This is a genomic window from Tessaracoccus sp. MC1865 (assembly GCF_017815535.1).
GTDB lineage: Bacteria > Actinomycetota > Actinomycetes > Propionibacteriales > Propionibacteriaceae > Arachnia.
This window is the reverse complement of record NZ_CP072596.1, coordinates 2,051,338-2,076,974: the sequence shown is the minus strand read 5'-3', so window position 1 is coordinate 2,076,974 and position 25,637 is coordinate 2,051,338. Positions and strand designations below refer to the sequence as shown.

26 protein-coding genes are annotated in these 25,637 nt (G+C 68.6%); 10 read left to right on the top strand and 16 right to left on the bottom strand.

Annotation, left to right across the window (positions count from 1 at the left end; genetic code table 11):
• Positions 1-100: 100 nt before the first annotated feature.
• Genes J7D54_RS09665 through J7D54_RS09645 form a run of 5 tightly spaced genes read right to left on the bottom strand, consistent with a single transcriptional unit; the run spans position 101 to position 6,345 of the window.
• Positions 101-1,564: a glycosyltransferase gene (locus J7D54_RS09665; protein WP_182763725.1), complete on the bottom strand. Its 1,464-nt coding sequence runs from the start codon at positions 1,562-1,564 to the stop codon at positions 101-103.
• A gap of 58 nt (positions 1,565-1,622) precedes the next feature.
• On the bottom strand, positions 1,623-2,267 hold the full coding sequence (gene lipB, locus J7D54_RS09660) for a lipoyl(octanoyl) transferase LipB (protein ID WP_182763724.1): 645 nt from the start codon (positions 2,265-2,267) through the stop codon (positions 1,623-1,625).
• Positions 2,268-2,283: 16 nt separating this feature from the next.
• The gene (locus J7D54_RS09655; RefSeq protein ID WP_182763723.1) at positions 2,284-3,024 is read right to left on the bottom strand and encodes a DUF554 domain-containing protein; all 741 of its coding nucleotides are present in this window, start codon (positions 3,022-3,024) and stop codon (positions 2,284-2,286) included.
• A 57-nt stretch (positions 3,025-3,081) separates the two neighbouring features.
• A complete protein-coding gene (sucB, locus tag J7D54_RS09650) occupies positions 3,082-4,896 on the bottom strand; it encodes a 2-oxoglutarate dehydrogenase, E2 component, dihydrolipoamide succinyltransferase (RefSeq protein ID WP_182763722.1) in 1,815 nt (604 codons plus the stop codon).
• A 51-nt stretch (positions 4,897-4,947) separates the two neighbouring features.
• Positions 4,948-6,345, bottom strand: coding sequence for a dihydrolipoyl dehydrogenase (locus J7D54_RS09645; RefSeq protein WP_182763721.1), 1,398 nt, complete (start codon positions 6,343-6,345; stop codon positions 4,948-4,950).
• A 69-nt stretch (positions 6,346-6,414) separates the two neighbouring features.
• Between J7D54_RS09645 and J7D54_RS09640 the strand changes: the two genes are divergently transcribed.
• On the top strand, positions 6,415-6,759 hold the full coding sequence (locus J7D54_RS09640) for a hypothetical protein (protein WP_076058160.1): 345 nt from the start codon (positions 6,415-6,417) through the stop codon (positions 6,757-6,759).
• A 33-nt stretch (positions 6,760-6,792) separates the two neighbouring features.
• On the opposite strand, the gene J7D54_RS09635 is transcribed toward J7D54_RS09640, so the two are convergent.
• Entirely contained in the window at positions 6,793-8,298 is a 1,506-nt protein-coding gene (locus J7D54_RS09635; RefSeq protein WP_245243945.1) for a leucyl aminopeptidase, read from the bottom strand.
• Positions 8,299-8,354: 56 nt separating this feature from the next.
• Between J7D54_RS09635 and J7D54_RS09630 the strand changes: the two genes are divergently transcribed.
• The gene (locus J7D54_RS09630; RefSeq protein ID WP_182763720.1) at positions 8,355-8,663 is read left to right on the top strand and encodes a hypothetical protein; all 309 of its coding nucleotides are present in this window, start codon (positions 8,355-8,357) and stop codon (positions 8,661-8,663) included.
• Here J7D54_RS09630 and J7D54_RS09625 read toward each other — a convergent pair.
• Both J7D54_RS09625 and J7D54_RS09620 read right to left on the bottom strand, forming a co-directional pair.
• Positions 8,653-8,859 carry a hypothetical protein gene (locus J7D54_RS09625; RefSeq protein ID WP_182763719.1) on the bottom strand — a complete coding sequence of 69 codons (207 nt, stop codon included), beginning with the start codon at positions 8,857-8,859 and terminating at the stop codon, positions 8,653-8,655. The genes J7D54_RS09630 and J7D54_RS09625 overlap by 11 nt on opposite strands.
• 12 nt (positions 8,860-8,871) lie before the next feature.
• Positions 8,872-9,531, bottom strand: a complete 660-nt coding sequence (locus J7D54_RS09620; RefSeq protein ID WP_182763718.1) for a DUF3043 domain-containing protein — start codon at positions 9,529-9,531, stop codon at positions 8,872-8,874.
• A gap of 153 nt (positions 9,532-9,684) precedes the next feature.
• Here J7D54_RS09620 and J7D54_RS09615 point away from each other — a divergent pair, with 153 nt between their 5' ends.
• The 7 genes from J7D54_RS09615 to J7D54_RS09585 all read left to right on the top strand — a co-directional run bounded on the left by J7D54_RS09615 (position 9,685) and on the right by J7D54_RS09585 (position 15,312).
• Positions 9,685-10,488: a PspA/IM30 family protein gene (locus J7D54_RS09615; RefSeq protein WP_182763717.1), complete on the top strand. Its 804-nt coding sequence runs from the start codon at positions 9,685-9,687 to the stop codon at positions 10,486-10,488.
• Positions 10,485-10,820, top strand: coding sequence for a hypothetical protein (locus tag J7D54_RS09610; RefSeq protein WP_182763716.1), 336 nt, complete (start codon positions 10,485-10,487; stop codon positions 10,818-10,820). The genes J7D54_RS09615 and J7D54_RS09610 overlap by 4 nt, the downstream gene beginning before the upstream one ends.
• Positions 10,817-11,716, top strand: a complete 900-nt coding sequence (locus tag J7D54_RS09605) for a glycerate kinase (RefSeq protein ID WP_182763715.1) — start codon at positions 10,817-10,819, stop codon at positions 11,714-11,716. The genes J7D54_RS09610 and J7D54_RS09605 overlap by 4 nt, the downstream gene beginning before the upstream one ends.
• Before the next feature lie 106 nt (positions 11,717-11,822).
• A complete protein-coding gene (locus J7D54_RS09600) occupies positions 11,823-12,167 on the top strand; it encodes an iron-sulfur cluster assembly accessory protein (RefSeq protein WP_076058174.1) in 345 nt (114 codons plus the stop codon).
• Positions 12,168-12,446: 279 nt separating this feature from the next.
• Complete coding sequence (gene coxB, locus J7D54_RS09595) at positions 12,447-13,184, top strand: cytochrome c oxidase subunit II (protein WP_182764224.1); 738 nt, start codon at positions 12,447-12,449, stop codon at positions 13,182-13,184.
• An 89-nt stretch (positions 13,185-13,273) separates the two neighbouring features.
• Positions 13,274-14,917, top strand: coding sequence for a cytochrome c oxidase subunit I (gene ctaD, locus J7D54_RS09590; RefSeq protein WP_182764223.1), 1,644 nt, complete (start codon positions 13,274-13,276; stop codon positions 14,915-14,917).
• Positions 14,914-15,312, top strand: a complete 399-nt coding sequence (locus J7D54_RS09585; protein ID WP_182763714.1) for a cytochrome c oxidase subunit 4 — start codon at positions 14,914-14,916, stop codon at positions 15,310-15,312. The genes ctaD and J7D54_RS09585 overlap by 4 nt, the downstream gene beginning before the upstream one ends.
• Before the next feature lie 77 nt (positions 15,313-15,389).
• Here the strand turns inward: J7D54_RS09585 and J7D54_RS09580 are convergent, their stop codons facing one another.
• From J7D54_RS09580 to J7D54_RS09565, 4 genes are all read right to left on the bottom strand, one after another.
• A complete protein-coding gene (locus J7D54_RS09580) occupies positions 15,390-16,556 on the bottom strand; it encodes an ABC transporter permease (protein WP_182763713.1) in 1,167 nt (388 codons plus the stop codon).
• Positions 16,553-17,434: an ABC transporter ATP-binding protein gene (locus J7D54_RS09575; protein WP_182763712.1), complete on the bottom strand. Its 882-nt coding sequence runs from the start codon at positions 17,432-17,434 to the stop codon at positions 16,553-16,555. Before J7D54_RS09575 ends, J7D54_RS09580 begins: the two co-directional genes overlap by 4 nt.
• A gap of 68 nt (positions 17,435-17,502) precedes the next feature.
• Positions 17,503-18,162: a response regulator transcription factor gene (locus tag J7D54_RS09570; protein WP_182763711.1), complete on the bottom strand. Its 660-nt coding sequence runs from the start codon at positions 18,160-18,162 to the stop codon at positions 17,503-17,505.
• An 8-nt stretch (positions 18,163-18,170) separates the two neighbouring features.
• A complete protein-coding gene (locus J7D54_RS09565; RefSeq protein WP_182763710.1) occupies positions 18,171-19,421 on the bottom strand; it encodes a sensor histidine kinase in 1,251 nt (416 codons plus the stop codon).
• A gap of 49 nt (positions 19,422-19,470) precedes the next feature.
• On the opposite strand from J7D54_RS09565, the gene J7D54_RS09560 reads away from it, so the two are divergent.
• Positions 19,471-20,454 (top strand): pirin family protein, encoded by a 984-nt coding sequence (locus J7D54_RS09560; RefSeq protein WP_182763709.1) that lies wholly within the window; start codon positions 19,471-19,473, stop codon positions 20,452-20,454.
• Between the two features lie 13 nt (positions 20,455-20,467).
• On the opposite strand, the gene J7D54_RS09555 is transcribed toward J7D54_RS09560, so the two are convergent.
• The 4 genes from J7D54_RS09555 to J7D54_RS09540 form a co-directional block, all read right to left on the bottom strand.
• The gene (locus J7D54_RS09555) at positions 20,468-21,928 is read right to left on the bottom strand and encodes a GuaB1 family IMP dehydrogenase-related protein (RefSeq protein ID WP_182763708.1); all 1,461 of its coding nucleotides are present in this window, start codon (positions 21,926-21,928) and stop codon (positions 20,468-20,470) included.
• Positions 21,929-22,008: 80 nt separating this feature from the next.
• Entirely contained in the window at positions 22,009-23,748 is a 1,740-nt protein-coding gene (locus J7D54_RS09550) for a ubiquinol-cytochrome c reductase cytochrome b subunit (protein WP_083665289.1), read from the bottom strand.
• Entirely contained in the window at positions 23,748-24,812 is a 1,065-nt protein-coding gene (locus J7D54_RS09545) for a ubiquinol-cytochrome c reductase iron-sulfur subunit (RefSeq protein WP_182763665.1), read from the bottom strand. Before J7D54_RS09545 ends, J7D54_RS09550 begins: the two co-directional genes overlap by 1 nt.
• Positions 24,809-25,627: a c-type cytochrome gene (locus J7D54_RS09540; protein ID WP_076058189.1), complete on the bottom strand. Its 819-nt coding sequence runs from the start codon at positions 25,625-25,627 to the stop codon at positions 24,809-24,811. The genes J7D54_RS09545 and J7D54_RS09540 overlap by 4 nt, the downstream gene beginning before the upstream one ends.
• Positions 25,628-25,637 lie beyond the last annotated feature (10 nt).

Genomic DNA, 25,637 nt, shown 5'->3' with positions numbered 1-25,637 from the left:
TGAGTAGGGTGTCAGCGTGCTTCCACTGGTTGCCTCACATCCGGGATTGTGCTCCTGGTCCGTGCCGGGGTGGCATGGGGCACGGCGCTGCTCGAGCCGGTCACCGGCTCCGCGCTGGCCTTCCTGGTTCCGGGGGAGCGGCTGGGTCCGGCGGGGCTGCTCGGCGCGCTTCCGCTGATCGGCGCGGTGCTGTTGTCGACTCGGCGACCTGCGGCGGAAGTTCAGGAACTGGTTCTCCGCTGAAGACGCCGGAGCGTTCCCAGCGCTGCCAGTCGAGTCCCTGCCGTCGGGAGATGCGTAGGAGACTGCGGGTGAGCGCCTGGAACTCGATCGCGTCGACGAAGTAGATCAGCAGCCAGGCGATCGGCGCCACCAGCAGCAGGTTGAGGCTCTGACGCCGGCGCACGTCGGTCAGCACCTGGAAGACGAGGACCACCGCGAGCAGGGCGATGTAGACGATGATCGGCAGGAAGTCGTGGCTCACCCACGTGTACGCCACGATGAGCGCCAGCAGCAACGGCTCGAGGAGAAGCAGCAGATCGGCGATCACGGTCACCGGCATCACCAGCCAGGACAGCCACATGTTGTGCCGGGGCGCGATGCTGAGGAACATCCAGCGGTAGCGCCAGAACGTGATGAGGCGGCCGTACTTCCAGTGCAGGCGCTGCCCGGCCAGGCCCGCCACGTCCGAGGCGCCCTCCGTCCAGATCACGGCCCTCGGCGTGTACTGCACCTTTCCGCCGGCGTCCTGGATCCTGGTGGACATCTCGATGTCCTCGGTGATGATCGTCTCGTCGAAGCCGCCCAGCTCGTCGATGATGCTGCGCCGGTAGGAGGCTGCGGCCCCACCGACGATGTACACGGCGTTGAGCAGTGAGTCCGCCTTCTTGAAGAAGAACGCGTAGAGGTACTCGAACTGCTGGATGAGGCCGATGGGGGACTTGTGGTTGCCGATCTTGACGTTGCCCGCCACAGACATCACCCGGGGGTCGTCGTAGAGCCGCACGATCTCCCTGACGGCGTCGGGTTCGACGACGCTGTCGGCATCGACGGTGATGATCAGGTCGCCGCTGGACAGGGACAGCGCCGTGTTCATGGCGCGGGATTTGCCGGCGTTGGGGAGGGAACGGAACACCAGCCGTCCGGGGCGGCGTGATTCCTCGTGCTCACGCACCAGACGCCGCATCACCTCCCCGGTGCCGTCGGTTGAACCGTCGTCGACGACGACGAGTTCGAGATCCGGATAGTCGCTGGCGAGAACGGAGCGCACGGTGGCCTCGATGCCCACCTCTTCGTTCCGGGCCGGCACCAGCACGCTGACCGACGGCCGCCGCACGACGCACCGGGCACCCTGGCGTCGGCGTCGGCGCGCCATGATCAGCTCGTACAGCGGGGCGAGCACGAGTTGTACCGAATACCGGAACAGCGAGGGCCCCATCGCGAGCAGCACCACCCAGCGCAGCCAGGCGCCAGGGGGTTGTGGATGTGTCTGCAGGGTGAGGAACGCCCACACGAGCGCTGCCGTGGCGGCGTATCCGAACAGATAAAGCGCGATTCGACCCATGTGGCGGCCCCTCTCGATGGAGGTGGTCAGCACATCACTCCGGCTCGCCGGAGCGCGGCTAGGTGTGGCGGAGGCGCCCACGGAGGAAAGGCTCCAGATCGTGCGCCACAGCGCTGACGGACCAGGTCCCCGGCGCTTCCTCGACGATCGAGGTGACGCCGGCGTCGGCGATGCCGCAGGGGACGATGTTGCCGAACCGCTCGGCTGAACTCAGCACGTTCAACGCGAAGCCGTGGAGGGCGGTGCGCTGCGAGACCCGCACGCCGATGGCGCAGATCTTGCGCTGCGGCCTGTCTTCGGAGGCTGCCAGCCACACCCCGGTGCGGCCCTCGACGCGTCCCGAGGGGATGCCATAGGTGTCGAGCAGGTCGATCACGGCGCCCTCGACGGCGCGCACGTGGTCCACGACCCCGACGCCGTCCGGCAGGTGCACGATGGGGTAGCCGACGAGCTGGCCGGGGCCGTGGTAGGTGATCTCGCCGCCGCGGTCCACGGGGACGACCGGCGTGCCGTCCTTCGGGTAGTCCGTGAGCTTGGTGCGCCGGCCGGCCGTGTAGACCGGCGGATGCTCGACGTAGATGACGTGGCCGGGCCGCGCGGCTGAGGCCACTTCGGCGTGCACGGCACGTTGGTAGTCCCAGGTCTCTTGGTAATCGCTGAGCCCGGGATCGTCCCCGAGGCCGCGGTACTCGAACGTCAACACGCAGCGATACTACGCCTCAGAGAAGACCCGCAGCCCAGGTGAACACGGGCGCGAGCAGCAACGCGGGGAGGAGATCACCCACGGGGATCTGCTTCAGGCCGAGCAGCCGCAGGCCCAGACCCAGCAGGATCACGCCGCCCGCCGCGGTCAGGGCGTCGACCTGCGCGGCGGTGAGGATGTCGCCGGCGAAGTAGCCCAGCACCGTGAGGGAGCCCTGGAGGACGCCCACCGCGGCAGCGGAGGCGAGGACGCCCCATCCCAGCGTCGAGGCGAACGCCATGGCGGCGAAACCGTCCAGGGTGGCCTTGACCAGCAGTTGATCGGCCCCGCGGCCCAGACCGTCGGAGATCGAGCCCAGAATGGTCAGCGGCCCCACGCAGAAGACGAGGGTGGACACGACCAGTCCGTCGACGAAGCGGTTCTCGTCACCTGCGCCCCTGAACCTGGAGCGGATCCAGTGCGCGCCCTGCTCCAGCCGGTCCTCCACCCGCAACCACGACCCGAGCAGGGTGCCCAGCAGCAGCGCGGCCAGCACCACGATCATCGCTGACCTGCCGACGGCGGAGGTGAGCGCGTCGCTGTTCATCGCCACGACGGAGAACCCGCCGAGCACCATGGTGAACAGGCCCAGCACGGAGGTGACGGTGTCCTTCGTGCGCTCAGGGATGCGGTTTCCGAGGGCCAGCCCGATCAGAGAGCCGACCACCACAGTGGCGACGTTGACGACCGTACCGATCCCGATGAACACGAGCGTCATCCAACCAGACGCAGAGACCCCCGGCCAAGGCCGGGGGTCTCTGTCTCAGGGGAACGGTCAGATGCCGAATTCGCCGCCGAAGTCGCCGTCTTCCAGGCGCTCCTTCACTGCGGAGAGGAATCGCGCGGCCACGGCCCCGTCGATGAGGCGGTGGTCGTAGCTGAGCGACAGGTACATCATGTGGCGGATGGCGATGGACTCGGCGCCGAAGCGGTCCTCGACCACGACTGGACGCTTCACCAGCGCGCCGGTGCCGAGGATGGCGACCTGGGGCTGGTTCACGATCGGCGTGTCGAAGAGCGTGCCTGCGGAACCGTAGTTCGTGATGGTGAAAGATCCACCGGACAGCTCATCCGGGCCGACCTGGCCGGTGCGGGTGCGGGCGGCGAGGTCGCCGATCTTCTTCGCCAGGCCCGTGAGGTTCAGGTTGCCGGCCTCCTTGATGACGGGGACCAGCAGACCGCGCTCGGTGTCGACGGCGATGCCTACGTGTTCGCCGTCCGCGTAGGTCATGGTACCCGCCTCCACATCGATGGTGGCGTTGACGATCGGGAACTGCTTGAGCGCCTCCACCGCGGCCATGGTGATGAACGGCAGGTAGGACAGCGAAGCGCCTTCACGACGCTTGAAGTCTGCCTTGACCTGGTTGCGCAGGTGGCTGATCGCGGTGAGGTCCACCTCGACGGTGGCCGTGAGCTGCGCGGAGGTCTGCAGCGATTCCACCATCCGGGCGGCGATCACCTTGCGCAGGCGCGACAGCTTCTCCGTGGTGCCCCGGACCTGCTCAGTGGAAGCGGGGGCTGCCTTGGCGGCGGGAGCAGCAGCGGCCTTCGGGGCCTCTGCAGCGGGTGTCGGCGCGGCCTTTGCCGCCTGGGCGGCGTCGATGACGTCCTGCTTGCGGATGCGACCGCCGACGCCGGTGCCCTTCACGGAACTGAGCTCCACGCCGTGTTCCTTCGCCAGCTTGCGCACGAGCGGGGTCACATAGGTACCGTCTCCCGATGCCTCGGCGGCGCGACGCGCGACCGCGGCCTCAACAGCAGCGGAGTGCTCCTGCTTCGGTTCTTCCTTGGCCGGCTGGGCCTGGGGAGCGGGCTTGGCCTGGGGTTCGGGCTTGGCCTGGGGCTCGGGCTCGGGCTTCGGCTCGGGCTCCGGCTGGGCCTGCGGCGCGGGAGCAGCCTCCGGTGCCGGAGCGGCCGCCTGGGCCGAGGCGTCGCCCACGATGGCGAGCACGTCGCCGACGTTGGCCGTCTCGTCCTCCTGGAAGCGGATCTCGAGCAGGGTGCCCGCCACAGGGCTGGGGATCTCGGTGTCGACCTTGTCCGTGGAGACCTCGAGGAGTGCCTCATCCGCCTCCACCGCGTCGCCCACGGCCTTGAGCCAGCGGGAGATGGTGCCCTCGGTGACGGACTCGCCCAAGGCCGGGAGGGTCACCTCGGTGCCGGAGGCGGGGCCGCCAGCGGCAGGGGCTTGGGACGCGGCCGGGGACTGCTGGTCGTCGGCCGGAACGGCGGCTTCGAGGGGCTCCTCTTCGGCCGCCTGTGGTTCGGGTTCGGGCTGCGGCTCGGGTTCGGGCTGTGACTCGGGTGCGGTTTCGGCAGCGGGTGCTTCGTCGCTTGATGCGGGCGCTTCGCCGGCCTCGCCGATGACGGCCAGCACGGCGCCGACCTCAGCCACGTCGTCTTCCTCGAACCGGATCTCGAGCAGGGTGCCCCCAACCGGGCTGGGAATCTCGGTGTCGACCTTGTCGGTGGAGACTTCGAGCAACGGCTCGTCGGCCTCGACAGTGTCTCCGACCGCCTTCAACCAGCGAGAAATGGTGCCTTCCGTGACGGATTCGCCCAGTGCGGGGAGGGTGACTTCGGTTGACATGTGGTTGTGGCTCCTTTGCGTACCGTGAGTGTTTCCACCCTATATGGCAATTCAGACATGCATGTGCAGTGGCCGACCTGCGAGTGCCCAGTTGGCCTCCGCGATGGACTCGCCCAGGGTGGGGTGTGCATGGACGATCCCGGCGACATCCTCGGGCGTGGCCTGCCAGCCGACGAGCAGCGCGCCCTCGCCGATCAGTTCACCGACATCGTCGCCGATGAGGTGCACGCCGACGATGGCGCCGTCGGGCTCGCGCACCAGCCGGACCCTGCCACTGTCGCGGACACCGGGCGCGCGCAGGATGCGGCTGCGGCCGTTGCCGGACAGGGGGTAGTCGACGACCTGCGCGTCAGGCCCCGCCTGCTCGGCGGTCAGGCCGACCGAGGCGACCTGTGGGGTGGAGTAGGTGATGCGGGGGATGTCACGGTCCCGCGGGGGCGTCGGCCGGCTGGCATGCCTGCCCTGTAACTGCGCGATCCGTTCCGCGAGGAACAGGCCGTGCGCATAACCGCGATGGGCCAGTTGGGGGCCGGCCACCAGGTCGCCGGCGGCGAAGATCCCGCGGGTGGAGGTCTGGAAGAACTGATCGACGGCGACGTGCCCGGTGTCCTCGATCCGGACGCCGGCCTCGGCGAGGCGCAGCCCGGCGGTGGCCGGCCTGCGTCCCGCGGCGACCAGCAGGACGTCGGCCCGGACCTGGTCGTCGCGGACCCGGCCACTGACTGTCTCGCCCACTTCGACGTCGGTGAGGGGCGCGCCGAGCCGAACGTCGATCCCGCGGCTCATCAGTTCTGCCTTGAGGATGCTCGAGTGCGCCGGCTCCTCGCCGGGGAGCAGCCGGTCCAGCGCCTCGACGAGCGTGACCTTGACGCCCAGATCCGTCCACAACGACGCGAATTCGACGCCGATGACGCCGCCGCCCAGCACGATGGCCGAGCCGGGCAGCGAAGTGAGGCGGAGGGCGTGGTCGCTGGTGAGGATGCGCTCGCCGTCGACGGGCAGCCCGAGGGTGATGGGGGCCGCGCCGGTGGCCACGACGACCGCCCGTGCCCGATAGTGGGCGTCGCCGACGTCGATGCCAGGGCCCTCGTCGTCCCTCGTGACGACGCCGCGTTCCTGGATGAGGGTGATGCCGCGCGCAGCGATGAGGCCGGCCAGGCCCTTGTGCAGCGGCTTGATGACGCCGTCGACGTAGCGGCGGAGCGCGGGGACGTCGGTGTCGCCGAGGGTGGCGCCGATACCGAAGGCGTCAGCCTTGGCCACGGTGCTGCGCACCTTGGCCGCCTGCAGCCAGGCCTTCGCCGGGATGCAGCCGCGGTGGAGGCAGGTGCCGCCGACCGGGGTGTCGTCGAACAGCGCGACCCTCAGCCCGAGTTGGGCGGCCCGCAGGGCGCAGGCGTAACCGGCGGAGCCGGCACCGAGGATGGCGAGATCGAACGGATGCGTCATGGGGCCAGTCTTCCACGTCCCTGCCGGGTGTTGCCCTGCCGTTACCGCCCACTGGGCATAATGGCAGGCGTGGGATGGTTCGGACGCAAGAAGAAGCAGGCTGAGGTTGCGCGCGACTCGAAGAAGGTCGCTGACGCGCTCTTCGAGCACCTGAGCGCCTTCGTCATCAGCCGCCGCGGCGTCGAGGCGTGGGTGGAGCAACCCACCTCGTTCAACAAGCCGTCGATCCTGCTGGTGGCCGCAGACGGGGAGTCCACCCGTCGCGGCGTGCCCAGCGCGGAGTACGGCTACGCGTTCGCAGAGCAGCACCACATCCCGTGCTACGACGCCGGGGTGGTGCCGTACCCCAAACGGATGCGCGAGTACGGTCTGCGAGCCAAGCAGGCCCGGCGGGCCGCCGACGGTCTGCGCTGAGACCAGCCGGCGCCCGTCACCGGGCGGGGCTGATCAGCCCGCCAACTGCCTGGCGAGCGCCACCAGCGTGCGCACCCCGACGCCCGTGCCGCCCTTCGGCGTGCAGCCGTAGGCCTCTTCCGGGTTCTCGGCCGGACCGGCGATGTCGAGGTGGGCCCACCCCATGCCTTCCGGCACGAAGCGCTCGAGGAAGGCGCCGGCCACCAGCGCCCCGCCCCACCGGTTGGAGGCGCCGGAACGCAGGTCCGCGACGTTGCTCTTCAGCAGTCCGCGCACATACTCGTTCAGAGGCAGCTCCCAGAAGTCCTCGCCGGCGGACTCGGCAGCGTCCAGCACCACGTCGGAGGTCGGCTCACCGTTGGTGATGAGGCCGCCGGTGCGCAGTCCCAGGGCCACCATGCAGGCCCCGGTCAGCGTCGCGACGTCGACGATGAGGTCCGGGGCGTCCTGTGCCGCGCGCCCGATCGCGTCGGCCATCACGAGGCGGCCTTCGGCGTCGGTGTTGTAGTTCTCGACCGTCTGGCCGTCGAACATGGTGATCACGTCGCTGGCGCGGTAGGAGCTGCCCGACGGGAGGTTCTCCGCCAGCGCGGCGTAGGCCGTGACCTTGATCTTCAGCTCCGAGGCGGCGATGGCGTGGAAGGCGGCGATGACGGCCGCAGCGCCGGACATGTCGTACTTCATGCCGGCCATCTGACCGGCCGGCTTGATGTCGAGGCCACCGGAGTCGAACGTGATGCCCTTGCCGACGAGCGCCAGGTGGGCGGTCGCGCCGCGGGGCGCGTAGGACATGCGGACGAGCCGCGGCTTGCGCACCGAACCGCCGCCGACGGCCAGAATGCCGCCGTAGCCGCCCCTTTCCAGGGCCTTCTCGTCGAGGACCTCGACGGCGACCTTCTGGTCCTTCAGGTAGCCGCGCGCCGCCTCCGCGAACGTCTCCGGGTACAGCAGGTTCGGGGGAGTGTTGGTCCAGGTGCGCGCCTGGCACACGGCCTCCGACACGATGGCGGCAGTGGCGACGGCAGCCTTGGCCCCGGCGCTCGTCACAGCCGACACCAGCGTCACCGACTGCACTGCCGATGCTGCAGGCTCCGCGGTGATGGCCCTGAAGCGGTAGGCGCCGAGCAGTGCCCCCTCGCCGGCGGCCTGGATGAGTTCCGGATCCGACAGTTCGAGGGACACGGCGACGGAGAGGTCTGCCACGTCCGGCAGCGCGGCGATGGCGCGCAGGCCGGTGCCGACGGCGTTGCGGACCCCGTCGGGCGTCACGTCGGCGCTGCCGAGGCCCACCACGAAGACCCGGGTACGGTCGACGGCGGGCAGAGCGACGACGCAGCCCTCCTTGGCCGAGGCGCCGAGCGCGCCGGCCATGCCCGTGACCGTGCTGCCGTAGGCCTTCTGATAGGCCTTGTCCAGGGCGGGGAGCAGGCCGACGAGGGCCGGTTCGTCCTGGTTGATGGTCGCCATGCCCAGGAGCACCGCGTCGGTGTGCTTGGGCAGAGAGGTGGACAGGGAGAGATCAGGGCACAGTTCAGTCACGCCCGTCAGCCTAGCCAACGAGCTTGTCGGGTTTGCAGGCTGCTACCTTGTCCCGCATGAAACGTGTCGGGCTCTGGGCCTTCATCGCTGCGGGGGTCATCATCGTGGCGTGGGGGGTCTCCTCCTGGGTGTCGCCGACGATGCTGTGCCGCGGCGTCGAGATGGGGCCGGGGGACGTGTGCCACTACTCCAGCCGGACCGACGAGCGCACGAGCCGGGTGCAGACCTACGAGGACAGGGTTGCCGAGGCGCGCAGCCAGGTGCCGTTCGCCGTCGCCACGGGGTTGGGGATGGCCGTTTTCGGTGGCTGGCTGCTGCGCCAGGACCTGAAAGCCGCCACCGACAAGAATGCCGTCAGGGATTGAGCGACATGGGGCCGTACACGAGGCGGTCCTCCTCGTAGAGGCTCACCCCTGACACGCCCTGCTCCAGCAGGTCGTCGAAGAACAGGGTCAGCCACGCCTCTGCCGCCGCCTGGTCCTCGAAGGTCTTGGCCAGGTCTGCGGCTGCGAGGTCTGATTCGGCATAGGTGCCGGACGTGGGTTGCCAGCGGTAGCTCATCTGGGCACCGGCTCAGATGGCGTCGCCGCGCTTGACGCGCGGGCCTGGCTGGCGGAAGCGGCGGATCATCAGCGACCGGTTGAACATGTAGACCAGCAGGCCGCGCTTCGGCTCGCCCGGGTGGCGCTCCGCCAACAGCTTCTTGAAGCCGCGCCACATGATGGCCACGTTGATGATGGTGATGGCGAGCAGCACCCAGAGGCCCATCGCGATGTAGCTGGACAGCACCGGGTTCTGCATCGTGATCATCACACCGGCCATCACCAGGATCATGGCTGGCAGCATGAACTCGGCCACGGTCCAGCGGGTGTCGACGTAGTCGCGGACCAACTGGCGCGCGGGCGAATTCTCCGTCCGCTCCCACGCCTCCATCCGGCTCTCCTGGCGGGCGCGGGCATCCGCCTTGCGCTGCTGCTTGGGGGAGAGAGTGGGGTGGAGCCGCTCCATGCGGGCCGCCTCGGCCTGACGGCGGCTGAGGGTGGCACCCTCCTTCTTGCGCGTGACCCTGATCTTCTCGGCCGGGGTCTCGACGGCGGGCGCGGCCTGCGTCGTCTGCGGCGCCTTCGCGGACTTCTCGGCCTTCGCCGCGGCCTTGGCGCCCTTCGGGGTCAGCGTCGCCATGCGGTCCGTCGACGTCGATTGCTTGCGCTCGTAGGGGCGGAAGAGGGCCACGGTGGGGAGTCCTTCTGATCGGAGGGGTCGGCAGCCATCATACCGGGCCGCGCGCGGGGTTCAGGGTCAGCTCAGGGGGCCGTAGGGCTGTCCTGCCACCGGATGCGCGCTAACCTCAAGGTTGAACACCGCACGTTCCTGGAAGGACACCTCGTGGCCAGCATTTTTGAACGCATCGCTCTGGTCTTCAAATCGAAGGCCAATAAGGCGCTCGACAAGTACGAAGACCCTCGCGAGACGCTCGACTACTCGTACCAGAAGCAACTCGAACTCCTGCAGAACGTGCGCCGTGGCGTCGCTGATGTGGCCACCAGCCGCAAGCGGGTCGAGCTGCAGGCCGCGAAGATGAACTCCGAGGTGGAGCGGCTCCAGTCGGCCGCCCAGCGTGCGCTCGAGGCGAACCGCGAGGACCTGGCCCGCGAGGCGCTGACCCGCAAGGCCGGTCTCCAGTCGCAGCTCGAAGACCTCCAGGCGCAGCACGCGCAGCTGCAGGGTGAAGAGGAGAAGCTGGTGCGCGCCAGCTCCCGCCTGCAGGCCAAGGTCGACGCGTTCCGCACGCGCAAGGAGACCATCAAGGCCACCTACTCGGCCGCCGAGGCGCAGACCCGCATCAACGAGGCCTTCACCGGCATCTCGGAGGAGATGAGCGACATCGGCCTGGCCATCCAGCGCGCCGAGGACAAGACCCTCCAGCTGCAGGCCCGTGCGTCCGCCGTCGACGAACTGCTGGCCACCGGTGCGCTCGACGACCCCACCGGCACCGTGCGCGACGACATCACCCGCGAGCTCGATGCCCTGGCCGCGGATTCGTCGGTCGAGGGTGAGCTGGCCCGGATGAAGGCCGAACTCACCGGCGGTCCCGCCGCGCGGCCGGAGCTGAACTCCGGCCCCCAGGGAGCAACCCCGCAGGCCACGCCGGACGTGTACGAGACCGGCCAGGGAGGGGACCGGGCATGATCGTGCGCATCATGGGTCAGGGCCAGTGGGTGTTGGAACCTGAGCACCTCATTGAACTCAACGAACTCGACCGTCAACTGGAGGATGCCGTCGCCGCCGGAGACCAGGCTGCGCTCGAGGCCGCGCTCATTGAACTCAGCGAGGGCGTGCGCAGGCTCGGTGTCGAGGTGCCCGACGACGTGATCGTCGAATCAGACCTCGTGCTGCCGGACACAGATTCCAGCCTCGAAGAAGTGCGGGCGTTGCTCGATTCCACCAGCGAGTACTACGGCATCCTCCCGGACGCCGAAGGCGAGCTGGTGGAGGGCGACGAGGAGTCCTCCGTCCTGTGAGGGTGGTCGTCGCCGCGGACTCGATCGCCGGGCTCACGCCGCGCGTCGCGTCGGAAACCATCGCGGGCGGTTTCGCGGCCAAGGGGGCCCAGGTCGCAGTCGTTCCTCTCGGGGTCGACGGCGAGGCCCTCGCCGAGGCGGCCGCTATCGCGGCTCCCGAGGCACTGTTCATCAGCGCCTCCACCACGGCCGACGTCGCGGACGCGCTGTCGCGCCCGGGCGCGGAGGCCGACGTGGTGCTGGACCTCACCGGCTGCCAGGTCGACGGCCTCGGCGCCGCCATCCTGGCGCGCTTCGCCGACGACCCGGTGCAGGGGCTCATCGCGGCCCGGGCCGCCTGGGCAGGCAGGCAACTGGTCGCGCTGGTGCCCGCAGACCAGGTGAGCCGGCCGCTGACCGGCCTCGAAGGCCACGCATCCACCGCCCTGCGTTCTGCCGGCGCCACGCTGCAGGAGGTCCTCACCTTCGACGCGCGCGCCGAGAGGTGGCTGGCTGAGCTCGGCCTGGAACAGGGCCCGGGTGCCGGCGCGGCCGGGGGCGTGGGGCTCATCGTCACCGCCCTCGGGGGCCGCGTCCTGGACCCGCTCTTCTGGCTGGCCGAACGCTACGGTCTAGCGGGCACGGTGGCGCAGGCAGACCTGGTGGTCACCGGGGCCGAATTGATGGAGTTCCACGCCGTCGGTGGTCCTGTCGTGAAGAAGGTCGTCAGCTGGGCGGAGGAGCAGTTGCGCCCGGCCATCGCCATTGCGGGCCGCAACTACGTCTCGTCGCGTGAACTGCGGATCGCCGGGCTCGAAACCGCCCATGCGCTGCGCGAAGGTGCGGCCGAGGACGAGTCGACGCCGGACGAGCTCGCGGCCGCCGCGAGCCGGCTCGCCGCCTCCTGGGCCTGGTAGTTCGCCGGAGGCGAATCCCGGGGGCGGACGGTCCTCTGGGGTTTCCGGCAAGTCCGGCGTAGAATCGGCGAGGACTCACTTAACCCAACCACTTGGAGAAACAGCCGTGACCGATACTCAGACCACTCAGGGCGTTGTCCTCACCGATGTCGCCGTGCAGAAGGTCCGCGCCCTACTCGACGCTGAGGGCCGCGATGACCTCTCGCTGCGGATCGCCGTGCAGCCCGGTGGCTGCTCCGGCCTCCGCTACCAGCTCTACTTCGACGACCGCTCGCTCGACGGCGACGTGGCCACCGACTACGACGGCGTCACCGTCGTCACCGACAAGATGAGCGCCCCCTACCTGGGCGGTGCGAGCATCGACTTCATGGACTCGATCGAGAAGCAGGGCTTCACGATCGACAACCCCAACGCCGGCGGCTCGTGCGCCTGCGGCGACTCGTTCCACTGAGCCTCGCATATACCAGTCGCGCGCGAGTCGCGCGATTCTACGCCACCCCGCTGGAGACGCATCACCCGGGGTGGCTTTTATGCGTTAAGGTGGCTGCAGCAGTGCAGGTCCCGGCTCTCCCGACGGGGGACAGGGGCCCGAAAAGGTAGAACGGAAGGGCAACTTGTGAGTGGCAAAACTGCGCCGTCGAGACGATGGGTCCGAGGGGCCCTGGCAGCTGGGCTTCCCGTGGCGCTGGTCGCCCTGACCGCATGCTCTGAAGGCGCCGCGCGCCTGGGCCTGCCGGAGGCCGCAACGGAGCAGGCCCCCCACGTCGGCAACCTGTGGCTCGGAGCGTGGATCGCGTCGTTCGCCGTCGGCGGCATCGTCTGGGGCCTGATCATCTGGGCGATCATCCGGTACCGCCGCCGTGAGGGCGACGCCCCGGCTCCCCGCCAGACCACCTACCACCTGCCGCTGGAACTGCTGTACACGTTGGTGCCGTTCCTGATCGTCGGCGTGCTGTTCTTCTACACGATCAAGGCGCAGGACGCGATGGTCGAGCAGGAGACCGAGCCGGACGTCGTGATCAACGTCATCGGGCAGAAATGGTCCTGGACCTTCAACTACATGGAGGAGGGTAACCCCGACGTCGGCGTTGCCCACGAGATCGGCACCCTGGAGAGAATCCCGGACCTGTACCTCCCCGTCAACAAGCGGGTGCGGTTCAACCTCAACTCGGCAGACGTCATCCACTCGTTCTGGGTCCCCTCGTTCTATTTCAAGTTGGACGTCATCCCCGGCCATCTCAACTCTTTCGACGCCACGCCGAACAAGCTCGGCACCTACGACGGCAAGTGCGCCGAGCTGTGCGGCGAGTTCCACTCGCTGATGTTGTTCAAGGTGCACGTTGTCTCCGAAGAGGAGTACGAAGCCAAGATTCGTGAACTGGCGGAGAGCGGTAACGCCGGTGAGCGCAAGCTCGAACCAGCCAAGCAGGCGGTCCTCCAGACCACCGCACCTGAGGAGCAGAAGTGAGTAGCTTCACAGTCACCCAACGCACCACCGTCACCGACGCGGCGCAGGCGCCCGTCGGGGTGGAGTCGCACCGCCTCGGTGCTCGCGTCATGAAGTACCTGACCACGACCGATCACAAGGTCATCGGCAACATGTACTTCGTCACGGCGTTCATCTTCTTCATGATCGGCGGCGTGCTCGCCCTCGGCATCCGTGCCGAGTTGGCCAGCCCCGGCATGGACTACATGAACTACGAGACCTTCAACCAGTTCTTCACCATGCACGGCACGATCATGCTGCTGATGTTCGCCACCCCCATGTTCTCCGGGTTCGCCAACGCCATCCTGCCGCTGCAACTCGGGGCCCCCGACGTGGCCTTCCCTCGCATGAACGGTTACGCCTTCTGGCTGTACGTGTTCGGCGCCGTGATGGCCTGCACGGGCTTCGTGATGCCCGGTGGCGCGGCCAGCTTCGGTTGGTTCGCCTACGCGCCGTTGTCGAACTCGATCCACTCGCCCGGCATGGGCCACGACCTCTGGATCATGGGCCTCTACCTGCTGGGTCTCTCGTCGATCCTGGGCGCGGTGAACTTCATCACCACCGTCATCACCATGCGCGCGCCCGGTCTCACCATGTTCCGCATGCCGATCTTCTCCTGGAACATCCTGGTCACCTCCATCATGGTGCTGATCGCGTTCCCGGTGCTCGCCGTCGGCCTCCTCGTGCTCGAGTCGGACCGTGTGCTGGGCTCGCACGTGCTCGACCCGTCGTCGGGTGGACCCATCCTGTGGCAGCACCTGTTCTGGTTCTTCGGTCACCCAGAGGTCTACATCATCGCCCTGCCGTTCTTCGGCGTGATCACGGAGGTGCTCAGCGCCTTCAGCCGCAAGCCGGTCTTCGGCTACTACGGGCTCGTGTTCGCCACGCTGGCGATCGGCGCGCTCTCGGTGTCCGTCTGGGCCCACCACATGTTCGCCACCGGCGCGGTGAACCTCCCGTTCTTCGCCTTCATGACGTTCCTCATCGCCGTGCCCACGGGCGTGAAGTTCTTCAACTGGGTGGGCACGATCTGGCGAGGATCGTTGACATTGAACACGTCGATGTCCTTCGCCATCGGGTTCCTCGTCACGTTCCTCTTCGGCGGCCTGACCGGCATCATCCTGGCTTCTCCCGCACTGGACTTCCAGGTCACGGACACCTATTTCGTCGTGGCCCACTTCCACTACGTGCTGTTCGGCACCGTCGTGTTCGCGATGTTCGCCGGCTTCTACTACTGGTGGCCGAAGTTCACCGGCAGAATTCTCAACGAGACCTGGGGCAAGATCCACTTCTGGACCCTCTTCGTCGGCTTCCACACCACGTTCCTCGTGCAGCACTGGCTGGGTGTCGGCGGCATGCAGCGGCGCATCGCGGACTACGGCGCCTGGGAGGGCTTCACCTTCCTGAACCAGCTGTCGACGTTCGGCGCGTTCCTGCTCGGTGTCTCGATGCTGCCGTTCCTCTGGAATGTGTGGATCACGCGCAAGGCGCCGCTGGTCAACGTCAACGACCCGTGGGGCTGGGGCCGCTCGCTCGAGTGGGCCACCTCCTGCCCGCCGCCCCGTCACAACTTCGACTCGCTGCCCCGCGTGCGGTCCAACAGCCCCGCGCTGGATGCGGCCCGTCCGGAGCTGGCAGCGCGCCACCACGATGACCCGGGCGAACTGCTCGACGACGACACGCACGATCCCGAGCTGGAAGGTTCCGCCAAGTGAAGCCCGAGAAGTACTCTTTCTGGTTCATCTTCGTCTTCTTCGCGATCGTCACGCCCATCTACTGGTTCGTGTCGGGTGAGATCGCGGGCACGTTCGTGCTGGGGGCCACCGGGTTCCTCGGCGGCTTCATCGCCGCCTTCCTGACGCTCCAGGCGCGCAACTTCGACGCCCGCCCGGAGGACCGTGAGGATGCCGACGTCATCGAGGGCGCCGGCGACATGGGCTTCTTCGCCCCCAAGTCGATCTGGCCCTTCTGGGCCGCGGTCGTCACGGCCGGCATCTGCCTCGGCCCCGCACTGCACCAGGCCTGGATCACGATCCTGTTCCTCGGGCTGGGTATCTGGGCCACGTCCGGTTGGGTTCTCGAGTTCTACCGCGGCGACTACAAGCACTGAGCCCCGCGCCCCTGAAACGACGAGAAAGCCCGCCCCCTGCTGGGGGCGGGCTTCGTGCTTGTGCCCGGGGAAGAGCCTCAGGCGGCTTGGCGCCGGAGGGCGTCCTTCCAGGACAGGACGGAGCCGGTCTGCATCAGGGCCCGGCGGTAGATCTTCGAGCCGAGCCAGATGCACAGCGCCATGAACGCCACGGCCACGACCATCGCCAGACCAGCGTCGAGCCAGGTGGACTCCCCGCTGAGGAGGCGGCCGGGCATCGATACGGTGGAGGCGATCGGCACGTAGCTGAGGACGTGCGCCACGTCGCCACGTGCGAGGAAGCCGGCCATGTAGACCAGCATCACGATCGTCATCAGGGGCGTGGTGGTCTGGTTGAGGTCCTGATGGCGGGTCGCCATGGCGCCGGCAGCGGCCCACAGGCACGCCAACGACGCGAAGCCAACCAGGAAGAACAGGACGAACCAGCCGACGACGGGCGTGACGAGGCCCACCATGCTGCTCCATTCGGACAGCGAGAGGCCGACGAGGGCCGTGGCGGCGATCAACACCACCTGGGCCAGCGCCATGATCGTGCTGCCCACCACCTTGCCGAGGAGCAGCTGCCGGGTGGGGATGGCGGCGGCGAGGATCTCGACAATGCGCGACTCTTTCTCCGTGACCACCGAGTTGGCGATCTGCATGCCGAACGTCATTGCCGACATCATGAAGAGCAGGGCGAAGGCGATGGTGGAGATGATGACGGCCATCCCCTGGCCCTCCTCGTCTTCCATCGTCACGAGTTCGAGCTCGGTGCCCGCGCTGATCGCGGCCAGATCCAGGTTGTGCTCGGCGGCGTTGACGCCCATCTGGTAGTCAGCGACGGCGGCGCGGAGATCCGGTGCCTCGAAGAGGTCCTTGACGGTGAGCTGCCAGCCGTCGGCCTCCGAATGGGTCAGCGCGGCCGAGGCATCGCCCTCCTCGACGGTGGCCATGACATCGGCCTCCGGCACGCGCAGGGCGGTGTAGTTGCCGCTTCCCTCCTCCTGCGCCATCGCCACGACGGTGGCAGCGGCGTCGGAGGACACGGCCACCTTGGTCTCGGAGGAATCGCCCCCGAGCAACCCGCCGAAGATGAAGCCGAGTGCGATGAGGGCGATGGTGGTGAGCGTGCCGATCCAGAAGGCGCGGTCCGTCAGCTGCACCAGGATCTCGCGCTTGGCGACGATGATCCAGGGTGAGGTGCGGGTGCGGGGGGTGTCGGTCATCGGGAAACCTCTCGGTAGTACTCGCTGAGGGGCCGCACGATCGGCCCGAAGGAATGGACGCTCCCCCTGCTGATGGCCTCAGCGAGCACGCGCTGGGCCACGCTGTCGTCGGCGAAGGCAACCTCCGCCTGCGGGCCGTCGAGGTCGATGACGGTGACGCCGCCCTCGTGGCGGAGCCAGCCCAGGTCCGCGCCGGCCAGGATCCGATGGTGCTTCGGCCCGGCCGAACGCAGCGCCTCCACGCTGCCGGAGGCGATCACCTCTCCCTTGCGCAGGATCACGATCTGGTGGCACAACCGCTCCACCAGTTCGAGCTGGTGCGACGAGAACAGCACCGGCACGCCGCGCTTGGTGAACTCAGTGAGGAGCGCGAACATCTCGTCGACCGCCTCAGGGTCCAGGCCGCTGAACGGCTCGTCCAGCACGAGGGCCTTGGGTGAGGCGATCACGGCGCCCGCGATCTGGACCCGCTGCTGATTGCCCAGCGACAGCTTCTCCAGCTTGTCGCCGGTCCTCTCGCCGAGGTTGAACCGCTCCAGCAGTTGCCGGGCGGCGGCCTTTGCGTCGGCGGCCGTCATGCCGTGGAGCTCCCCGAGGTAGGCGAGCTGCCCGAGGATGGGTTGCTTGGGGTAGAGCCCACGCTCTTCGGGCATGTAGCCGAACTGCGCGCGGTCGTCGGCGGTGATGGGGTGGCCATCCCACATGACCTCGCCGGAGGTGGGGGATAGCACCCCCATGATGATGCGCATGGTGGTGGTCTTGCCGGCGCCGTTGCCCCCGACGAAGCCGGTGAACCGGCCGTCGGGGACGCTGAACGACACGTCGTTCAGGGCCGTGAGATCACCGAATGTTCGGGTGACAGAGTGGATTTCGAGCATGGCACCAGCCTGCCGGATGTCCGTTTGTCAGGACATCGCCCGCGCGGCCACATCTTCGTCGGCAGCCCTCATCCCTTCGGATGAGATCGGGTCAGGCCATGCTCGAACGCGAAGATGACGGCCTGCACCCGGTCCCGCACGCCGAGCTTGGCGAGGCAGCTGGAGACGTGGCTCTTCACGGTGGCCTCGCTCACATACAGGTCGCGCGCGATCTCCGCGTTGCTCAGCCCCTGCGCCAAGGCGGCCAGCACATCCAGCTCCCGTTGGGTCAACCGCGCGACGGCAGGATGGGGTTCGGTGAGGTGGTGCACGACCTGCACGGCCTGCTCGATGACGCGGCGGGTGACCTCCGGCGCGAGCAGCGCCCCGCCGTCGGCGACGGTGCGGATGGCCTCCAGCAGGCGCTCAGGTTCGCAGTTCTTGAGCAGGAACCCGGCGGCCCCCGCGTCGAGGGCCTCGAACAGGTAGTCGTCGCGGTCGAAGGTGGTCAGGATGATCACCTGGGTGTCGCCCGCGGCGCGCACGGCGCGGGTGGCCTCGAGCCCGTTCATCCGCGGCATCTCGATGTCCATCAACATGACATGTGGGGAGGTGGCGGTGGCCAGCTCGACGGCGGCCTGCCCATCGGCCGCCTGCCCGACGAGTTCGAGGTCGTCCTCCACGCTCAGCATCAGGGAGAAGGCGCGGCGCACGAGCGCCTGGTCGTCGACGAGTGCGACTCGGATCATGGTGGTGATCAAACCCTTCGTGGGAGGACGGCGTGGACGCGGTAGCCACGGGTGGCCCGGGGGCCGATGTCGATCGTGCCGCCCAGGGCGGCGATCCGCTCGCGCATGCCGACGTGGCCGAGGCCCGAGCCGGCGGTGCAGTGCACGGGCATCCCGTCGTCGGTGATCTCGACTTCAGTGGTGTCGCCGAGCCGGACCACCACGCGGGCGTGGTCCGCCGTCGAATGCCGACGGACGTTGGTGAGGGCCTCCTGTGCGATGCGCAGGAGGGCGCCGCTCTGGGTGGTGGTGAGCTCGGCGGCCCCCGAGGGGTCGCCGACGAGTTCGTAGCTCACGTCGAGACCCTCGCCCGAGGCCTCCTCACACAGCGCCTCGAGGGCCTCCAGGGAGCTGCCGGCCCCCGCGGTGGGAGAGACGTCGCGGAGCGAGCCCAGCAGGGTGCGCAGCTCCGAGACGGCGCTGCGGGACATCTCCTCGACCTCGACGAGCGCCTCGGCGGCCAACTCCGGCTGGGCGTCCATCGCCCGGCGGGCAGCGGCGGTCTGGATACCGATCAGCGAGATGTGGTGCACGACCGAATCGTGCAGGTCACGGGCGATCCGCAGCCGTTCCGCCAGCACCGCCTGGTCGGCGAGTTGATGTGCCTGCTGCGTGACCAGCGCCTTGGACTCATCCAGGTCGTGGGCGTCGCGGGCCTGCCGCCAGGCATTGCGGCCCAACCACATGGCGCCGCCGAAGTACGCAGCGTTGATCAGCAGGGTGGCCGCGTAATACCACGCCGTCGGATGGAACTCGGCTGGACTGATGGAGCGGTTGTAGCTGTCGTCCACGATCAGCCACACCGTCATGGCCAAGACCACGGCGCCGGCGGCGAGCGCGAGGGTGTCGCGGCGCTTCGCATAGGCCAGCGCGGTGTAGATGCCGAGGAAGTAGACGATCTGCATGCTCGGGGTGCTGGACACGACCGGCCACAGGCTGCCCACGACGATGAAATGCACGCCGGTGAGCAGCAGCATGACCGTGATCGGGAAGACCCGCCGGTACGCGAGCAACACCCCCGCCAGCGCGATGGCGCCCAGCGACGGCCACACGTCGACGTGGTCCTTGATGTCGTCGATCTCTGAGTACACCATCACCGTGGCCATCGAGATGATGCAGAGCAGCGAGGCCACGGCTATGTCGCCGAACGCGGGCCGCGTGGGGGAGGGCCTGACGTAGTCCTCATCCATGCCGAAGAATGCCCGGATCGCGTCAACCATGTCCAGCAGTCTAGGGCTGGGGCCCGGGGGCGACGGGTAACGTGGCTTCATGAGCAACACCGAGACCTCTCCCCAACTGCTGGGCTGCGGGCACGAGGACCACGGACCCACCGAGATCCAGCAACTCCAGCCCCGGATGGTGAGCCTGGGCGAGGGCCCCAGCGCCATGACGGTGCGACGCACCATCCCTCAACTCGAACGCTCGTTCGTCGGCGCGTGGTGTTTCGCGGACCACTACGGCCCCAACCTGGTGGAGGCCACCTGCGGCATGGACGTGGCCCCCCATCCGCACACCTCGCTGCAGACGGTGAGCTGGCTGTTCGACGGCGAGATCGAGCATCGCGACTCGGGCGGCGTCCATGACCTGGTGCGGCCCGGCGAGGTGAACCTGATGACGTCCGGGCACGGCATCTCGCACTCCGAGGTGTCGACCCCCCAAACGGAGTTCCTGCACGGTGTGCAGTTGTGGGTGGTTCTTCCGGAGCACGCCAAGGACACGCACCGTGGTTTCCAGCACCACCGCCCGGAACTCCTCGACATCCCCGGCGGCACGGCCAAGGTGATGGTGGGTTCGCTGGTGGGCGACGCGTCGCCCATCTCCACGGAGACGCCGCTGCTCGGTGCGGAGATCATCCTGCGTCCGGGCGCCGACTGGGAGTTCGAGGTGGACCGCTCGTTCGAGCACGGTGTGCTGGTGGATTCGGGCGTGGTGGAGATGGACGGCGTGGAGATCAACAAGGACGTCATGGGCGTCCGCGACGCCGGCCTGAACCACCTCCGGCTGTCGAACCCGAGCGACAAGCCGGCGCGCGTGATGCTGCTGGGTGGCACCCCCTTCGAGGAGGGGATCGTCATGTGGTGGAACTTCATCGGGCGCAGCCACGAGGAGATCGTCGAGTTGCGCGACGCCTGGCAGCGCGACGACGACCGCTTCGGCGGGGTCTGCGGTTACCGCGGCGCCCTACGGAAGTTGGAGGCACCGCCCCTGCCGGACATCCGCCTCAAGCCGCGCTTCCGCCGTCGTCAGCGCTGACGCCCCGTCAAGGTCACCAGCTCCGGTCGAGCGGGCGGCCTTCCTCGTAGCCGCTCCCGCTCTGGACGCCGACGACGGCGCGCTCGGCGAACTCGTGCAGGCTGCGGGCACCCGCGTACGTGCACGACGAGCGCACGCCGCTCGTGATCCAGTCGATGAGGTCCTCGACGCCCGGACGGCGGGGGTCGAGGTACATGCGCGAGGCCGAGATGCCCTCCTCGAACATCGCCGCGCGGGCCCGCTGGTAGGCGGACTGCTCACGGGTGCGGTTGCGCACCGCGCGGGCCGAGGCCATGCCGAAAGACTCCTTGAACATCTTGCCCTCGGAGTCGACGAGGTGGTCGCCGGTGGACTCGTGCGTGCCGGCGAACCAGGAGCCGATCATCACCGAACCGGCGTCGGCCGCCAGCGCCAGTGCGACGTCGCGCGGGTGGCGGACCCCGCCGTCGGCCCAGATGGACTTCCCGTGCTCGCGCGCGGCGGCTGCGCACTCCAGGACGGCGGAGAACTGCGGGCGGCCCACGCCCGTCTGCATGCGGGTGGTGCACATGGCGCCGGGCCCGACGCCCACCTTGAGGATGTCGGCGCCAGCCTCGATGAGGTCGTGGCAGCCGTCCGTGGTGACCACGTTGCCGGCCACGATCAGGATGCGTCGGCCCGTCTCCGCCTCGAAGCGGTCGCGCTCTCCGCGGGCGGTGCTCAGGGCGCTGATCATCTTCTCCTGATGGCCGTGCGCGGTGTCCATGACGAGCACGTCCGCGCGGGCGTCCAGCGCGGCACGGACCTTGGCGGCGATGTCGCCGTTGATGCCGACGGCGACGCCGGCGCGGAGCCTGCCCTCGTGGTCCACGGCGGGGGAGTAGATGCCGGAACGCAGCGCGCCCTCGGGGGTCATCACGCCGACGAGGCGCTCCTCCGAGTCGACGGCGATCGCGACCTTCTGGTGGTGCTCGGAGAGGGTGGCGAACACGTCCGACGCAGCGGTGTCCGCCGACAGGACAGTCACGTCGGTGGTCATCACGTCGCGGGCCTGCGCGAAGCGGTCTGAGCCCTCAGCCGCCCGCGGGTGCACCACACCGAGCACCTTGCGGTTGGAGTCGACGACGACCGCGACACCGTGGGACCGCTTGGGGATGAGCTGAAGAATCATGCCGACGGTGGTGGAGAGCGACACGGTAACTGCAGTGTCGAACACCAGGTGGGAATCCTTCACCTTGGTGATGGACTCGGCCACCACGTCGGTGGGGATGTCCTGCGGGAAGATCGCGAGGCCGCCGCGGCGGGCCATCGTCTCTGCCATGCGGCGACCGGAGACCGCCGTCATGTTGGCGGCCACCAGCGGGGTGGGGGTGGCGAGGCCGTCTGAGGAGGTGAGGTCCACGTCGAGGCGGGAACTCACGCCGGAGCGGCTCGGGACCATGAAGACGTCGCTGTAAGTCAGGTCATACGAGGGGTCGCCATGGAGAAATCGCACGCCTGGATTCTACCTTCGCGGCAGGGGAGAACAGAATCGGCGCCGCCCTGTGGGCGGCGCCGATTCTGTGGGTGGTGCGGTCAGTGACGCGTCGAGCCTTCGAGCACCGGGGTGTCGCGGTCGTCGTCATCGTCGTGCGCCGGGAGCTCCCCGTGGCGCCCGACCTCGAGTTCGCCGTGGTGGCCGTCCGTGAGTTCAACGGCCGTGGGCTTGGCGATCTCATGGCCGAGGTACCAGCGGGACAACCGCGCGCGCAGCCTGCTGATACCGCCCTTGCGGGCGACCCCCGACGCATCCGTGTCGCCGCCGGGCGCGAGCACCGGGTGCTGCAGGTGCTGCGTGAGCGCGAACTGCTCATGCGTGCCGACGGGGACGTGCGACTCCGAGTAGCCGCCGTCCGGGCTCCGGACGATGACGCCGTCCTCAGAGCCGTGGAGGGCCCGTTCGCGGTCAGCGCGCTGGAGACCCAGGCAGATGCGCTTGGTGATGATGAACGCGATGATCGGCCCGAGGAACACGGCGACGCGCAGGAAGATCGTGATCGCGTTGAGGCTCAGGGAGAACCGGGTGGCGATGATGTCGTTGGCGCCGCCGATCCAGAACAGCCCGTAGGCCGCCATGCCTGCCACACCGAGCGCGGTCCGCGTCGGCGCGTTGCGCGGGCGGTCCAGCAGGTGGTGTTCGCGGTCGTCTCCCGTGAGCCAGCGTTCGACGAACGGCCAGACTCCGAGCAGCGTGAACAGGATGCCCATCATGCCCACCCCGGGGAGGAACACGCCCCAGGTCCAGGTGGTGCCGCCCCAGTGTGATTCCCAGAAGGGCGGGATGAGGCGCAGCGCGCCCTCGACGAAGCCCATGTACCAGTCAGGCTGCGAACCCGCGGTGACCTTGGCCGGGTCGTACGGGCCGTAGGCCCACACCGGGTTGATCTGGAACAGGCCGCCCATGAGCACGAGGAACCCGAACACGATGAAGAAGAAGCCGCCGGCCTTGGCCATGTAGACCGGGAACAGCGGGTAGCCGACGACGTTGTTCTCCGTGCGGCCGGGGCCGGGGTACTGGGTGTGCTTGTGGTAGACCACGAGCGCCAGGTGCGCGGAGATGAGGCCGAGCAGCAGGCCGGGGATCAGCAGGATGTGCGCCATGTACAGGCGGGGGATGATGAGGCTGCCGGGGAACTCGCCGCCGAAGACGAAGAACTCCGCCCACGTACCGATGACCGGGATCGAGCGGATCAGGCCGTCGACGAAGCGCAGGCCGGTGCCCGAGAGGAGGTCATCGGGCAGCGAGTAACCGGTGAAGCCTGCCATCAGGCCCATGGACAGCAGGCCGACGCCGATGAGCCAGTTGATCTCACGCGGCTTGCGGAACGCGCCCGTGAAGAACACGCGCAGCATGTGCACCGTCGAGGCCGCCACGAACAGCAGTGCTGCCCAGTGGTGGATCTGACGGACCAGGAGGCCGCCGCGCACGTCGAACGAGATGTTCAGCGTTGAGGCGAAGGCCTCCGAGATCGGCATGCCCTTCATCAGCTGGTAGGAGCCGTCGTAGTGGATCTCCGCCATCGAGGGCTTGAACCAGATGGTCAGGAAGACACCGGTCAGCAGCAGCACGATGAACGAGTACAGGGCGATCTCGCCCAGCAGGAACGACCAGTGGTCCGGGAAGACCTTGCGCAGGCCGGTGCGGCCCAGCTTGCCCAGCCCCAGCCGGTCGTCGGCCCAGCCGAGGACGCCAGGGGTGCTGTTGGTCTTCTGGGTGGGGGCCTCGTGGGCCTCGACCGAGGACGACGTGTCGACGACGCTCGTTGGCTTGGCCATTACTGGTCTCCGTCCTGGAAGTCATTGCGCGAGTCGCGCTCGAAGTAGCTCGGCCCGACAGGCACCGTGAAGTCGCTCGTCGCGATGAGGTAGCCCTCGTCGTCCACGGAGATGGGCAGCTGGGGGAGCGAGCGGGCCGCGGGGCCGAACACGACGGTGCCGCTGTTGCCGAGGTCGAAGGTCGACTGGTGGCAGGGGCACAGCAGATGGTGGGTCTGGCGCTCCCACAGCGAGATGGGGCAGCCGACGTGGGTGCAGATCTTCGAGTACGCCAGGATGCCCGACACCTGCCAGTCCTGCCGCGACGGCGGGATGGTGATCGACTGGGGATCCATGCGCACCACGATGATCGCGGCCTTGGCCTTCGCCTGGTGGGCCTCGACGCCCTCCAGCTCGCGCAGCGTGGCGGGCTGGGCGTTGACCAGTTGGCCGACCTCGAGGTGCTCCGGGCGCAGCTCCACCCAGTTCTCGTCGTTGACGAGGCGCACCTGGTTGGCCCAGATGGTCTTCTCGATGGTCTGCTCGCGGACGCGGCGGGTGGGGTGCGGCCCCATGTCGGCCAGCAACACGACGGCCGGCACCACGGCGATGCCGAGGGCACCGCCCAGGGCGCCGAGGATGAGCGGGCGACGCTTGATGGCCGACTGCTCCACGCCGTCGCGCCAGTTCTGGGCGACGATCGCGCGGTCCTCCGGGGAGGTGGCGGCGCTGTGCCGGGGATCCACGGACTCGTGGTCGCCCATCAGGACGCGGGACCACTGGATGACGGCCAGGCCGATGAGCAGCACGGCGAGGCCGGCGGTGACGCCCAGGCCGACGTTCATCGCGCTGGCCTTCAGCCAGCCGAAGTCGATGTAGGCCCGGCGCGGGACGGCGAAGTAGATCACCACGAAGGCGATCGCCAGCACGGGGACGAGGCCGAGCATGGCGAGGATGGCCAGGTAGGCACGGTTACCGGCGCCCTTGTCGGCGTCGGTGAAGCGCTCGATGTGCTCCTCCATGCCGGGATCAGTGACGCTGTGACCCCGGTCAGGATCCTGGACGGGCAGATTCTTCCAGCTCATCGGGCGCGAGCCCCCTTCCGTGCAATCCACAGGGCAACAATCGAGAGGCCGCCGATGCCGATGATGAAGATCCACCAGCCCTCGGAGACAGGGCCGGCGTCGCCCATGGTCAGACCGCCGTAGTTGGGCTGCTCGTCGGCAGCCTCGAGGTAAGCGATGATCTCACTCACGCTCTCGTCCGTGAGGACGTCCTTGGAGAACGACGGCATCTGCTGCGGGCCGGTGCGGACCGCTTCGTAGATGTGCACGGGTGCCGTTTCCGTCAGGTTGGGGGCGAACTTGCCTTCGGGCATGGCGCCGCCGCCGCCGACGACACCGTGGCAGGCAGAGCAGTTCGCGCGGAACAGGGCGCCGCCGCGAGCCACTGCCAGCGCCTTCTCGTCGTCGCCCTGGTTCAGCGCGTCGAGGGAGTACTGCGACTCCTCGGGAATGGCCGGGCCTGCGCCGAGCGAGGCGACATAGGCCGCCACCGCTTCGATCTGCTCCTGCGTGTAGTTGACCTTGCGCGCGCGGATCTGTGCTTCGAGGCGGGAGGCCGGCATGCGGCCGGTCCCCATCTGGAAGTCGACCGAGGCCGCGCCCACGCCGATGAGGCTGGGGCCCTGCGTCGTGCCCTCGCCGCCCAGACCGTGGCAGGAGGAGCAAGTGGTCATGTAGATGTCCTTGCCCTGCTCGATCTGCAGGGTGGTCTCCGTCTCCGCCGAGGAGCGTGGCGGGCTCACGACCGAGTAGCTGAGGCCGACGACGAGGAGGGCCAAGATCAGCAGCAGTGGCCGCGCTGCAGCATGCCGCCTGAGGTTGGTTGATTTCTTCACTGAAATGAAA